Annotated in this window: 13 protein-coding genes; 6 read left to right on the top strand and 7 right to left on the bottom strand. The window is 69.4% G+C overall.

Annotated elements, in window-relative coordinates:
• Positions 1-154 precede the first annotated feature (154 nt).
• Positions 155-1024 (top strand): DUF5707 domain-containing protein, encoded by an 870-nt coding sequence (locus AC067M_RS10660; RefSeq protein ID WP_478696633.1) that lies wholly within the window; start codon positions 155-157, stop codon positions 1022-1024.
• Positions 1025-1039: 15 nt separating this feature from the next.
• Here the strand turns inward: AC067M_RS10660 and AC067M_RS10665 are convergent, their stop codons facing one another.
• Positions 1040-3436, bottom strand: coding sequence for a cation-translocating P-type ATPase (locus tag AC067M_RS10665; RefSeq protein ID WP_478696634.1), 2397 nt, complete (start codon positions 3434-3436; stop codon positions 1040-1042).
• A gap of 97 nt (positions 3437-3533) precedes the next feature.
• The gene (locus tag AC067M_RS10670) at positions 3534-3797 is read right to left on the bottom strand and encodes a DUF2530 domain-containing protein (protein WP_478696635.1); all 264 of its coding nucleotides are present in this window, start codon (positions 3795-3797) and stop codon (positions 3534-3536) included.
• Between the two features lie 151 nt (positions 3798-3948).
• Here AC067M_RS10670 and AC067M_RS10675 point away from each other — a divergent pair, with 151 nt between their 5' ends.
• Positions 3949-5400, top strand: a complete 1452-nt coding sequence (locus AC067M_RS10675) for an NCS2 family permease (RefSeq protein WP_478696636.1) — start codon at positions 3949-3951, stop codon at positions 5398-5400.
• Between the two features lie 16 nt (positions 5401-5416).
• Here the strand turns inward: AC067M_RS10675 and AC067M_RS10680 are convergent, their stop codons facing one another.
• Positions 5417-5599: a ribbon-helix-helix protein, CopG family gene (locus AC067M_RS10680; RefSeq protein ID WP_478696637.1), complete on the bottom strand. Its 183-nt coding sequence runs from the start codon at positions 5597-5599 to the stop codon at positions 5417-5419.
• Between the two features lie 152 nt (positions 5600-5751).
• On the opposite strand from AC067M_RS10680, the gene AC067M_RS10685 reads away from it, so the two are divergent.
• Genes AC067M_RS10685 through thpR form a run of 3 tightly spaced genes read left to right on the top strand, consistent with a single transcriptional unit; the run spans position 5752 to position 8196 of the window.
• A complete protein-coding gene (locus AC067M_RS10685) occupies positions 5752-6189 on the top strand; it encodes a MarR family winged helix-turn-helix transcriptional regulator (RefSeq protein ID WP_478696638.1) in 438 nt (145 codons plus the stop codon).
• Between the two features lie 31 nt (positions 6190-6220).
• Positions 6221-7582, top strand: a complete 1362-nt coding sequence (locus AC067M_RS10690; protein WP_478696639.1) for an MFS transporter — start codon at positions 6221-6223, stop codon at positions 7580-7582.
• Between the two features lie 41 nt (positions 7583-7623).
• The gene (gene thpR, locus AC067M_RS10695) at positions 7624-8196 is read left to right on the top strand and encodes an RNA 2',3'-cyclic phosphodiesterase (RefSeq protein WP_478696640.1); all 573 of its coding nucleotides are present in this window, start codon (positions 7624-7626) and stop codon (positions 8194-8196) included.
• Between the two features lie 187 nt (positions 8197-8383).
• Here thpR and AC067M_RS10700 read toward each other — a convergent pair whose 3' ends face one another.
• The 3 genes from AC067M_RS10700 to AC067M_RS10710 form a co-directional block, all read right to left on the bottom strand.
• A complete protein-coding gene (locus tag AC067M_RS10700; RefSeq protein WP_478696641.1) occupies positions 8384-9376 on the bottom strand; it encodes an aldo/keto reductase in 993 nt (330 codons plus the stop codon).
• Positions 9377-9419: 43 nt separating this feature from the next.
• Positions 9420-10004 (bottom strand): Uma2 family endonuclease, encoded by a 585-nt coding sequence (locus AC067M_RS10705; protein WP_478696642.1) that lies wholly within the window; start codon positions 10002-10004, stop codon positions 9420-9422.
• Between the two features lie 113 nt (positions 10005-10117).
• Positions 10118-10882, bottom strand: a complete 765-nt coding sequence (locus AC067M_RS10710) for a GDSL-type esterase/lipase family protein (protein WP_478696643.1) — start codon at positions 10880-10882, stop codon at positions 10118-10120.
• 94 nt (positions 10883-10976) lie between these two features.
• Here AC067M_RS10710 and AC067M_RS10715 point away from each other — a divergent pair, with 94 nt between their 5' ends.
• Positions 10977-11960 (top strand): WD40 repeat domain-containing protein, encoded by a 984-nt coding sequence (locus AC067M_RS10715; protein ID WP_478696644.1) that lies wholly within the window; start codon positions 10977-10979, stop codon positions 11958-11960.
• Here the strand turns inward: AC067M_RS10715 and AC067M_RS10720 are convergent.
• Complete coding sequence (locus AC067M_RS10720) at positions 11934-12743, bottom strand: TetR/AcrR family transcriptional regulator (RefSeq protein ID WP_478696645.1); 810 nt, start codon at positions 12741-12743, stop codon at positions 11934-11936. The genes AC067M_RS10715 and AC067M_RS10720 overlap by 27 nt on opposite strands.
• Positions 12744-12767 lie beyond the last annotated feature (24 nt).

Consider the following 12767-nt stretch of genomic DNA (forward strand, 5'->3'; position numbering starts at 1 on the left):
TTCCGTCCACTAAATCTTCACTTCTTGTACAACCCTTCACCCCCGCCACGTATCTGATCAGTCGGAGTCAATGGATTCCGCGATCATTCGGGCCCCGACGTGATCAAGAGTCGTGCGAACGACGCCCGGCGGGGCCCCTGTTGAATGGGGGAACATGCGCATTCGTGTCACCGTCGCCGCCGTCTCGGGCGCCCTGGCCCTCTCCGCCCTCGCCGTGCCGGCCGCACAGGCCGGCCCGCAGGGCGACACGGTCCCGTCCAAGCCGACCGCCGCCGAGCGCTTCGGCGTCTCGCCGGGGAAGTCCTCGGTGAGCGGGGTGCGGCCCGACGAGCTGCCCAAGGTGTCCAAGGTGACCATCAACGGCGGCAAGAACATCGTCGTGGGCACCACCTACGCCAAGACCTTCACGGTCTCCGTGACCGCGAGCCACCCCAGCGGCATAGCCGACGCCTACATCGACCTGTGGCACGGTGCGGGCCCCGCGGAGGGCGAGTACGACGGTGCGCTGGTGTCCGACGCGGCAGCCGCCGACTGCACCGCCGTCAACGCCACCACGTCGACCTGCAAGCTCACCATCACCGCCACCCCGGGCTACAACCTGTACGCCAACATGCTGGCGGGCACCTGGCATGTCACGACGGGTGTGCTCTCCGGTGACGAGGCCAACGTCTACTGGAACGACTACCAGGCCACCCACCGGGTCCAGCGCAACTCGACCCTCACGGTCAACGCCTCGCCCGAGCCCGTGCGGAAGGACAGGACCATCACGATCACGGGCAAGCTGGCCCGGGCCAACTGGGAGGACTTCAAGTACCACGGCTACACCAGCCAGCCCGTGAAGCTCCAGTTCCGCAAGAAGGGCACCAACACCTACACCACGCTGAAGACCATCAAGACGAACTCGACGGGCAGCCTGAGCACCACCGTCAAGGCGTCCACCGACGGCTACTTCCGCTACAGCTTCGCGGGCACCTCGACCACGCCGGCGATCACCACTGCGGGCGACTTCGTCGACGTGCAGTAAGAGGGCCTGGCCGGCTCACACCGGAAAGCGGCGGTCGACCCACTTCCACACCACTTCCAGGGTGGCCGCCGCCACCGCCGCGATGCCCACCGCGATCCACGGCATCATCACCCCGACCAGCTTCAGCGCGAAGAAGTGCTGCAACCACGGCACCATCAGCACGCACAGGAACGCCAGGCCCATCGCGGCCACCAGCGCGATCCGCCACCAGGTGTAGGGCCGGGCGATGATCGCCAGCACCCACATCGAGATCAGGAACAGCGTCAGCGTGGCCGCGCTGGTCTCCGCGTCCAGTGCGCCGCTGCCGGTGTAGTGGTGGCGGGCCAGCAGATACGTCGCGAAGGTCGCCACGCCGGCCACCACGCCGCCCGGGATGGAGTACCGCATCACCCGCCGGACGAAGTGGGGCCGGGCCCGTTCCTTGTTCGGGGCGAGGGCCAGGAAGAAGGCGGGGACGCCGATGGTGAGGGTGGACAGCAGGGTCAGGTGCCGGGGCAGGAAGGGATACTCCACCTGCCAGCACACCACCAGCAGGGCCAGCAGCACCGAGTAGACGGTCTTCACCAGGAACAGCGTGGCCACCCGGGTGATGTTCCCGATCACCCGCCGCCCCTCCGCCACCACCGACGGCAGGGTGGCGAAGCTGTTGTTGAGCAGCACGATCTGTGCGACGGCCCGAGTGGCCTCGGAGCCCGAGCCCATCGACACGCCGATGTCGGCGTCCTTCAGGGCGAGGACGTCGTTCACACCGTCGCCGGTCATCGCGACCGTGTGCCCGCGCGACTGCAGGGCGCCCACCATGTCCCGCTTCTGCTGCGGGCTGACCCGACCGAACACGGTCCCCTCGTCCAGGGCCTGCCCCATCTCCTGCTCGTCGGTCGGCAGCCGGCGCGCGTCCACCGTGCTGCCGTCGAGCCCCAGCTTGCCCGCCACGGCCCCCACCGACACCGCGTTGTCGCCGGAGACGACCTTGGCGTGGACGTCCTGCTCGGCGAAGTAGCGCAGGGTGTCGGCGGCGTCCGGCCGCAGCCGCTGCTCCAGTACGACGAGGGCGGCGGCCTCCGCGTCCTTGCCGAGGGTGGGATCGTCGAGGTCGCCTGAGCTACGGGCGAGCAGGAGCACCCGTAGGCCCTGTTCGTTGAGCCGGTCGGTCTCGGCGAGGGCGGGGTCGTCGGCGGCGAGGAGGACGTCGGGCGCCCCCAGCAGCCACGTACTGCTCTCCCCGTCGCCCTCGCTGAACGTGGCGCCGCTGTACTTGCGGGCCGAGGAAAACGGCAGGGACTCGGTGCAGCGCCAGTCGTCGGTGTCCGGGTAGGCCTCGATGATCGCCTGGAGGGAGGCGTTGGGCCGGGGATCGGACTCACCGAGCGCCCCGAGCACCTTCCGTACGTACGACTCGTCGCTGCCGCCCAGCGGGCGCAGCTCGGTGACGTCCATGCCGCCCTCGGTGAGGGTGCCGGTCTTGTCGAGGCAGACGGTGTCGACGCGGGCGAGGCCCTCGATGGCGGGCAGCTCCTGCACGAGGCACTGTTGCCGGCCGAGCCGGATGACGCCGATCGCGAAGGCGACGGAGGTGAGCAGGACGAGCCCCTCCGGGACCATCGGCACGATGCCGCCGACCGTCCGGGCGACGGAGCCCTTGAGGTCGGTGTCCTTCACGACCAGCTGTGTGATGACCAGGCCGATCGCGGCCGGGATCATCATCCACGTCACGTACTTCAGGATCGTCGAGATGCCGGTGCGCAGTTCGGACTGGACGAGGGTGAAGCGGGACGCCTCCTCGGCGAGCTGGGCGGCGTAGGCCTCGCGGCCGACCTTCGTGGCTTGGAAGGCACCGCCGCCGGCCACGACGAAGCTGCCGGACATCACCTGGTCGCCGGGGCGTTTGACGACGGGGTCGGCCTCGCCGGTGAGCAGCGACTCGTCGATCTCCAGTCCCTCTGCTTCGACGCAGACGCCGTCGACGACGACTTTGTCGCCCGGGCCGATCTCTATCAGGTCGTCGAGGACGATGTCGCCGGTGGAGACCTCGGCGGCGGTGCCGTCCCGCCGTACGGTCGGGCGCGCTTCGCCGATCACGGCGAGCGAGTCCAGGGTCTTCTTCGCCCGCCACTCCTGGATGATGCCGATGCCCGTGTTGGCCAGGATCACGAAGCCGAAGAGGCCGTCCTGGATCGGTGCGACGCACAGCATGATCAGCCAGAGGACGCCGATGATCGCGTTGAAGCGCGTGAAGACGTTGGCGCGGACGATCTCGGCGGTGGAGCGGCTGCTGCGCACCGGCACGTCGTTGACCTGCCCCCGCGTGACGCGTTCCGCGACCTCGGCGGCGGTCAGGCCGGTCGCCGGGGCGGAGGGGTACGGCACGGGGTGCACAGGGTCGAGTTCGGCGCCCGCGTCGATATGCGTCATGCATCCGACGGTACGTGCGGATTTGGGACCGCACCCGCTGAGGACGCGGAAGATCAGACCAGGGGAGGACGGATGTCGTGCGGTGGTTGTACGGGGGCTACTCCACGGCCGACTTCAGCGCCGCGTCCCGCTTGAGCGCCGCATCCCGCCTGCGGACGTAGTAGATGCCGATCAGCCCGAGCCCGCCCCCGGCCAGGCAGGTCCACAGCCACCACAGGTGACCGTGGTCGTCGAACCAGCCGTAGAAGGGGAGCTGGACGAGGAAGAGGACGAACCAGACGATCGTGCCGCCGATGATGGTGGCGACCACGGGGCCCTCCAGGGGCTCCGGCGCCTCGTGCTGTGGTGTCCACTTCGCCATGGGGACAGCTTACGAGGCGATCACATCTACGCGCGGAGATGGCGCTACCAACCTCATATGTTCATACTGAAACAGTTTGTTTCTGACCACTTCCGTTCGTATGAAACTCCAACGGCACTTTGGGGGAAGTCCGCTGGTGATGAGGTCCCGCATGTCCACCTCGGCCCCCGCCAAGGTTCCCGCGCCCGACCAGCCGGGCGGCGCGCCCGCGTCCGGCGCGCTCGACCGCTACTTCAAGATCTCCGAGCGGGGCAGCACCCTCGCCCGCGAGGTCCGCGGCGGTCTCGCCACTTTCTTCGCGATGGCGTACATCATCGTGCTGAACCCGATCATCCTCGGCAGCGCGAAGGACATGTACGGACACCAGCTGGACAACGGCCAGCTCGTCACGGCCACGGCCCTCACCGCCGCGTTCACGACCCTCCTGATGGGCGTCATCGGCAACGTACCGATCGCGCTCGCCGCCGGCCTCGGCGTGAACTCGGTCGTCGCCCTCCAGCTCGCCCCCCGGATGTCCTGGCCGGACGCCATGGGCATGGTGGTCCTGGCCGGCTTCGTGGTGATGCTGCTCGTCGCCACCGGTCTGCGCGAGCGCGTCATGAACGCCGTCCCCTACAGCCTGCGCAAGGCGATCTCCATCGGCATCGGCCTGTTCATCATGCTGATCGGCCTCGTCGACTCCGGCTTCGTCTCCCGCATCCCGGACGCCGCCCACACCACCGTCCCGCTCCAGCTCGGCGGCGACGGGCACCTCAACGGCTGGCCGGTGCTCGTCTTCGTCCTCGGCGCCCTGCTCACCCTCGCGCTGATCGTCCGCAAGGTCACCGGCGCGATCCTCATCTCGATCGTGGCGATGACGGTCCTGGCCGTCGTCATCAACGCCGTCGTCACGGTGCCGTCCTGGGGCCTGACCACGCCGAAGTGGCCCGGGAACCCCGTCGCCACCCCCGACTTCGGTCTGGTCGGCGAGGTCAGCCTGTTCGGCGGGTTCGGCAAGGTCGGCGTGCTGACCGGCGTCCTCTTCGTCTTCACCGTGCTGCTGTCCTGCTTCTTCGACGCCATGGGCACGATCATGGGCGTCAGCGACGAGGCCAAGCTCACCGACGCGCAGGGGCAGATGCCCGGCATCAACAAGGTCCTCTTCGTCGACGGCATCGCCGTGGCCGCCGGTGGCGCCAGCTCCTCCTCGGCCACCACCTGCTTCGTGGAGTCCACGGCGGGCGTCGGCGAGGGCGCCCGTACCGGCCTGGCGAACGTCGTCACCGGCGCGCTGTTCGCCGTCGCGCTGTTCCTGACCCCCGTCGCCACCATGGTCCCGTCCCAGGCGGCCACCCCGGCCCTGCTCGCGGTCGGCTTCCTGATCCTGGCCGGCTCGGTCAAGGAGATCGACTGGGCGGACCACACCCTCGCCATCCCCGCCTTCGTGACGATGGTGATGATGCCGTTCACCTACTCGATCACCAACGGCATCGGCATGGGCTTCATCACCTTTGTGGTGCTGCGCCTGGCGGCGGGCCGGGGCAAGGAGATCCCGGCCGCGATGTACGTCGTGGCGTCGGTGTTCGCCTTCTACTACCTGATGCCGGCACTGGGCCTGACCTGATGGACGCGACCGCGCCTCACATGAGCCCGTAGAACTTCTCCGTCTTCTCGACGGCGGTCTGGAACCGCTCGTCGAAGTCATCGCGAATGAGCGTCCGGACCACATAGTCCTGGACGCTCATTCCTCGTCTGGCGGCGTGTTCCCGAAGCCGTTCCAGCAGGTCGTGGTCTATTCGCAGGCTGAGCACGCTGGTCCCCATGCACTGAGGGTCGCCGCATGCCTTGGGGCAGCGCGTTACGTTCCGCAGCGGTATCACCCGGATGAGTGACAGCGGGGCTCAGTGGCCGGTATCACGCGCCCTCGCGTGTTTCCGGTGGTCCTTAGCGAGAGTAATGAGTTACGCTAAAGAACATGCCGGACCTTACCCATGGCGACGACGCGGCCGCCGTGAACTCGCTGCGATCCGCCGTGATGCGACTGTCCCGTCGGCTCAAGCACCAGCGGGTCGACGAATCGCTGAGCCCCACCGAGATGTCCGTGCTCGGCACCCTCTCCCTCTGCGGCAGCGCCACCCCCGGCGAACTCGCCCGCAAGGAGCACGTCCAGCCGCCCTCGATGACCCGCATCGTGGCGCTGCTCGAGGCCAAGGGCCTGGTCCGCCTGGAGCCACACCCCGAGGACCGGCGCCAGAAGGTCGTCACGAAGACCGAGCAGGCCGAGGCGATGCTCGAGGAGAGCCGCCGTAAGCGCAACGTCTTCCTGGCTTCCCTGGCCGAGAACCTCGACGAGGACGAGTGGGCGAAACTGCGCGCCGCCGCCCCCGTGCTGGAGAAGCTCGCACACCTGTAAACAGCACGCAGTACCAAGGAGGCGAACCCTTTTGAGTACGGGACCCGGAGCAGATTCCGCCCCCGCACCAGGCACCCACGACTCCCCGCCCACCCCCACTCGCAAGTCCTCGATGTTCAGCTCCCTGAGCGTCCGCAACTACCGCCTGTTCTTTCTCGGCCAGGTCGTCTCCAACACCGGCACCTGGATGCAGCGCATCGCCCAGGACTGGCTGGTCCTCAGCCTCACCGGTTCCTCCACGGCCGTCGGCTTCACGACGGCCCTGCAGTTCCTGCCGATGCTGCTCTTCGGCCTGTACGGCGGCGTCCTCGTCGACCGCCTGCCCAAGCGCCGCACCCTCCTCTTCACTCAGACGGCGATGGCCGTCACCGGCGTCGCGCTCGCGCTGCTCACCCTCTCCGGCCACGTCCAGGTCTGGCACGTGTACGTCGCCGCCTTCGCGGTCGGCCTCGCCACGGTCGTCGACAACCCGGCCCGGCAGTCCTTCGTCAGCGAGATGGTCGGCCCCGGCCAGCTGCAGAACGCGGTCAGCCTGAACTCCGCGAACTTTCAGTCCGCCCGCCTGGTCGGCCCCGCCGTCGCGGGCCTGATGATCACCGGCGTCGGCACCGGCTGGGCGTTCCTCGCCAACGGCCTGTCCTTCGTCGCGCCCATCGCCGGCCTGCTGCTGATGCGCGCCCGTGAGCTGCACGTCGTCGAGCGCGCCCCGCGCGGCAAGGGCCAGCTGCGGGAGGGCCTGCGCTATGTCGCAGGGCGCCCCGAGCTGATCTGGACGATCGTCCTGATCGGGTTCATCGGCACCTTCGGCTTCAACTTCCCCGTCTACCTCTCGGCCTTCGCCGACGACGTCTTCCACGCCGGCGCCGGCTCCTACAGCCTCTTCAACACCCTGATGGCGATCGGCTCCCTCGCGGGCGCCCTCCTCGCGGCCCGCCGCGGCACGGCCCGGATGCGGGTGCTGGTCGCGGCGGCGCTGGCCTTCGGCGCGGTCGAGATGGTCGCGGCGACGGCCCCCTCGCTCTGGCTGTTCGCGTTGCTCATGGTTCCCATCGGCATGTTCGGCATGACGGTCAACGTCACCGCGAACACCAGCGTCCAGATGGCCACCGACCCGGCCATGCGGGGCCGGGTGATGGCCCTGTACATGATGGTGTTCATGGGCGGCTCGCCCGTCGGCGCCCCGATTGCGGGCTGGATCACGGACGCGTACGGCGTCCGCGCGGGCCTGGCCGCGGGCGGCGCGATCGCGGCCGCGGCGGCCGTGACGATCGGCCTGGTCCTGGCCCGCGTGGGCGGACTGCGCCTGTCGGTCGGCTGGAACCGCGGCCACCCCCACGTCCGCTTCGTCCCCCGCGAACCGGAGGAGCGGGAGCGGCTCGCGACGGTGGCCTGAGCGCACGAAGGCGCGCGGAGGCTCATGGCAGGGTGACCTCCATGAGACTCTTCGCCGCCGTGCTCCCGCCGACCGACGTGACCGACGAACTGGCCGCGAAGATCGCCGAACTGAAGAAGCTGCCCGGCGCGGCCGACCTGCGCTGGACGGGCCGCCCGGGCTGGCACTTCACCCTCGCGTTCTACGGCGAGGTCGACGACGAGGTCGTGTCCGACCTGTCTGGACGGCTGGAGCGCGCGGCTCATCGCACCGCCCCCTTCCCGCTCTCCCTCCGCAGCGGTGGCCAGTTCGGCCACGGCCGGGCGCTGTGGGCGGGGGCGGACGGCGACCTGGACACCCTGAGCCGCCTGGCCGACCGGGCGGAGGCGGCGGCACGCAAGGCGGGCCTGCCGATGGGAGAACACCGCCGCTACAAGCCCCACCTCACGGTGGCCCGCAGCCGGGACGCCTTCGCCGTACGACCGTATGTCGAGGCCCTCCACACCTTCACCGGCAGCACGTGGACCGTCCGGGAGCTGGTCCTCGTGCGCAGCGACCTGCCGACGTCAGGGGTGCCGGGCGAGCAGCCCCGCTACACCCCGGTCGCCCGCTGGCCGCTGGGCGCGGCCGGTTAGGCTCGATGGCGTGGACCCGAAAACCCGGAACCGGATCATGGCCGGTGCGCTTGTGCTGATGTTCGTTGTCGTCGCCGTGGCCGCTGCGGTGGGCAGGTAAGGCCGGGGGGAACCGCGGCCGGCTCTCGGCTGCGGACCGTGGGTGGCCGGTCGCGCAGTTCCCCGCGGCCCTTACTGGCGCCTGCGTCTACCAGGCGAAGGCCTCCGGAGAGGGGCCCGGGCCCGGGAAGACCTCGTCGAGGCCGGCCAGCAGCTCCTTGCTCAGCTCCAGCTCCACGGCGCGCAGGGCGCCCTCCAGCTGCTCGGCGGTACGCGGACCGACGATCGGGCCGGTGACGCCGGGCCGGGTCAGCAGCCAGGCGAGTGCGGCCTCTCCGGGCTCCACGCCGTGCTTCTCCAGCAGGTCCTCGTAGGCCTGGATCTGCGCGCGTGCGGTGGGTTTGGCGAGCGTGTCGGCGGCCCGCCCGGACGCCCGGCGCCCGCCCTCGACCTCCTTCTTGATCACGCCGCCGAGCAGTCCGCCGTGCAGCGGCGACCAGGGGATGACCCCGAGGCCGTACTCCTGCGCGGCCGGGATGACCTCCATCTCGGCCCGGCGCTCGGCGAGGTTGTAGAGGCACTGCTCGCTGACGAGGCCGATGGTGCCGCCGCGCCGCGCGGCGATCTCGTTGGCCTGGGCGATCTTGTAGCCGGGGAAGTTGCTGGACCCGACGTAGAGGATCTTCCCCTGCTGCACCAGGACGTCGATGGCCTGCCAGATCTCCTCGAAGGGAGTGCTGCGGTCGACGTGGTGGAACTGGTAGAGGTCGATGTAGTCGGTCTGCAGCCGCTTGAGGCTGGCGTCCACGGCTCGCCGGATGTTCAGCGCGGAGAGCTTGTCGTGGTTGGGCCAGGCGGCGCCGTCGGCCGCCATGTTGCCGTACACCTTGGTGGCGAGCACGACCTTGTCGCGCCGTTCGCCGCCCTTCGCGAACCAGTTGCCGATGATCTGTTCGGTGCGGCCCTTGTTCTCGCCCCAGCCGTACACGTTGGCGGTGTCGAAGAAGTTGATGCCCGCGTCCAGCGCCGAGTCCATGATCGCGTGGGAGTCGGCTTCGTCCGTCTGCGGGCCGAAGTTCATGGTGCCGAGAACGAGTCGGCTGACCTTGAGTCCGGTGCGTCCGAGCTGCGTGTACTTCATGACCGCCCAGCCAACGGCTTGGAGTGCGCTCTATGCAAGGGGGTCAGTCGCGGGGGAAGTCGTCGGTCTTGAGGGTGAGGCCGACGGGGGTAGTGGTCATGTCGACGTCCATGCCGAAGACGACGGAGAGTTCACTGAAGTACTCGCCGTCCTTGGGCTGGGTGTAGAGGTGGCACTTGCCCTGGTAAGGGTCGGCGATGAGGTAGACGGCTACGCCGGCGACTGCGTACGCCGTCTTCTTGGGGCCGTAGTCGTTCTGGGCCGTGCCCTTCGAGATGACCTCCGCGATGAACTCGACGTCCTCGCAGCGCCACAAGCCCTTCTGGTCCATCTCGGCGCCTTCCGCCACGAGAGTCACATCGGAGGCGAAGCCGTTGAGGTGGCCCGGATAGTCGACGCGGACGTCCGACTTGATGCGCTTGCGTGGGTATTTCGTGCGCAGTTGCTCGAAGATGTCGGCGATGATCTCCCAGTGCGTGTCCCGTTGCGGCGACATGAAGATGGCCCCCTCGACGATCTCGACCTTGTAGCCCTCGGGGGTGGCCCGATCGAGCGACTCGAACAGCTCGTCCAGAGTCAGCACGTCGTTTGCCTCGGCCATCGCGATCCTGTCTTCAAGGACGGTCATTCTGGCGCTCCTCCCCGGCGACCTCATGGACCAGTGCCGCCGCGCAGTACAACGATACGCACCGTGACCAGGACGCGGGTCGAGTGGCATATGCCACAGCGACCCCGGGCCGACTACCTCGAGGAGGAACAGTGGGACGACCTGCGGCCCCGCGAGGGGCCCTGTGCCGAGTGCCTCGTGGACGCCGTCGGCTCCCCGTCCTCCCCGGCTCCGTACTCCCCACCCAGCCCCCACGCCTGATGCATCGCCCCCGCGAACGCCGCCGCCAGCTTGTGCTCGCCGCTCGCGTTGGGGTGGGTGCCGTCGTAGGTGTCGGTGTGGATGTCGTACGACTCCGGGATCGAGGCCATCAGCAGGGGGGACGTCGGATCGTCCAGGTTCGCCGCGGTCTTGGCCAGCAGCTCGTTGAAGCGGGCGACCTCCGCGGCGAAGGGCGCGTCGGACTCGGCGCGCACATTGGGGATCACCGGGAGGAGGACGACGCGGACGTGCGGGTCGGCGGCGCGGGCCTCGGCGATGAACTCCCGTGCGTTGGCGGCCGTCTGCTCCGCGTTCGTGTAGAAGCCCAGGTCGATCAGGCCCAGGGAGACGAGCAGCACGTCGGCCCGGCAGGCGCGGACCGCCTCGCGGATCGCCGGAGCCATGTGCAGCCAGCCCTCGCCCCAGCCGGCCAGATGGGCGTGCGGGAAGTCCGGGTCGGCGTACTCGTACGACGTCGGCTCGTCCGTCGCCTTGTCGTACAGCGTCTCGCGGGGACCGACCACACCGAACGGGGCGTCGTACGTGGCGCGCAGGTGCTGCCACATGCGGTACCGCCATGTGTGCTCGCCCGCGCTGCCGATCGTCATGGAGTCTCCGACGGGCATGAACCTGAGCATCCGCTCATGATGGACGATCAGGCGGGGAGTTGGGATGTGAGGCTGCCCACGCATTGACACCGCCCACACAACCCAAGATGGCAAGCTTGGCCCCATGCGCGCGCTTCTCGGTGTGGTCACGGTCACCGCTCTCTGTGTCCTCGTGGGCGCGGGGCCCGTCTCGGCGGCGCCGGGTGACGACGGGTTCACCATCCAGGACTCCCGCATCACCGAGTCGAGCGGCCTCGCCGCCTCCCGTCTCCACCCCGGTGTCTACTGGACCCACAACGACAGCGACGACGGCCCGTACCTCTACGCCGTCGACAGTGCCACCGGGAAGACGGTCGCGCGAGTCACCATGACCGGCGTGGGCCGTCCGCGTGACGTCGAGGCCATCTCCATCGGGCCGGACAACGAGATCTACGTCGGTGACATCGGCGACAACCTCGGCGGTTCCTGGTCCTACGTGTGGGTCTACCGGCTGCCCGAGCCGAAGGAGCTGAAGGACCAGACGATCCGGGCGACGCAGTACGTCGTGAAGTACTCCGACGGTGCCCGGGACGCCGAGTCGCTCGTCGTCCACCCCAAGACCGGCCGCGTCTACATCGTCGACAAGAACGAGGACGGCGGACACCTCTACGAGGGCCCCGCCAAGCTCTCCGCCTCCGGCACGAACGTCTTCCGCCCCATCGCCCCTGTCGACCTGTGGGCCACGGACGCCGCGATCTCCCCGGACGGCAAGCGGCTCGCCGTACGCGGCTACCTCGGTGGCATCGACTACGACTGGAACGGCGGCAGTATCAAGCGCGTTGAGCAGCTCGACGTGCCCCTGCAACGGCAGGGCGAGTCCGTCAGCTACTCCGCCGACGGGACGAAGCTGATGTACGGCAGTGAGGGCTCCGGCAGTTCGGTGGTCGCGGAGGACGCGCCCGGTGGCGCCGGGTCCACGTCGCCGTCCGGCGGCGGGGGTTCCTCCGCGTCCGGGGGCAGCGACGGCGACGGCTCCCATACGCCCGTCACGCTCAAGAGCGGTGCCGTCGCCGTCGTCCTCGCCTGCGCTGCCCTCTTCGGGCTACGCCGACTCTTCCGCCGCCGCTGAGTCGTCCGGGGTGTCCCCCTCCCGTCCCGCGACGAACACCTCCAGCCCGTCCAGGATGCGCTGCAACCCGAACTCGAAGTGGTCGAAGCCGGGGTTCCAGGTGTCCTCGGCGAGGGAGGCGAGGACGGGGTAGCGGCCGGTGGCCATGACCTTCTCGATGAACGGGGCCTGGGCGGCGTAGAACTCCGCCGTGGTCTGGCCCGACCTGCGCTCGGCCTCCTGCTGGTAGACCTGCGTGCGCGCGGCCCCGATGACGTACCCCTCGATCATGATGATCGCCGAGACCAGCTCGGGGTCGCTCAGGCCCATCGGGCGGATGCGGGCGAGCATGTGCTCCATGCCGTCCAGGGCGCTCGGGCCGAGGAGCGGGCGCGTCTGGTTGATGTGGAGCAGCCAGGGGTGGCGCCGGTAGAGGGCGAGGGCGGCGCGGGCCATGGCCTCCAGCGCCGGGCGCCAGCCGCCGTCGCCGAGGTCGGCCGGGTCGCCGGGGCGCTGGACGCGGTCGAGCATGAGGTCGAGCAGCTCGGCCTTGCCGGGGACGTAGCGGTACAACGACATGGCGCCGGTGCCGAGTTCGGTGGCGACCCGGCGCATGGACAGCGCCTCCAGGCCCTCGGTGTCCGCGACCTGGACGGCCGCTTCCACGATCCGGTCGAGTGTCAGGCCGGGCTTGGGCCCGCGACTGGGACGCCGACCGGTGTCCCACAGCAGCTCGAGGGTGCGCATGATGTCGCCGCTGCCGCTGGTCTCCGTACCGCCCGTACCGCCCGTGCCGCTCGTCATGGAGCCAGCTTAAGTCCCCGGTTC

This window comes from Streptomyces sp. NPDC043427 (assembly GCF_056436655.1).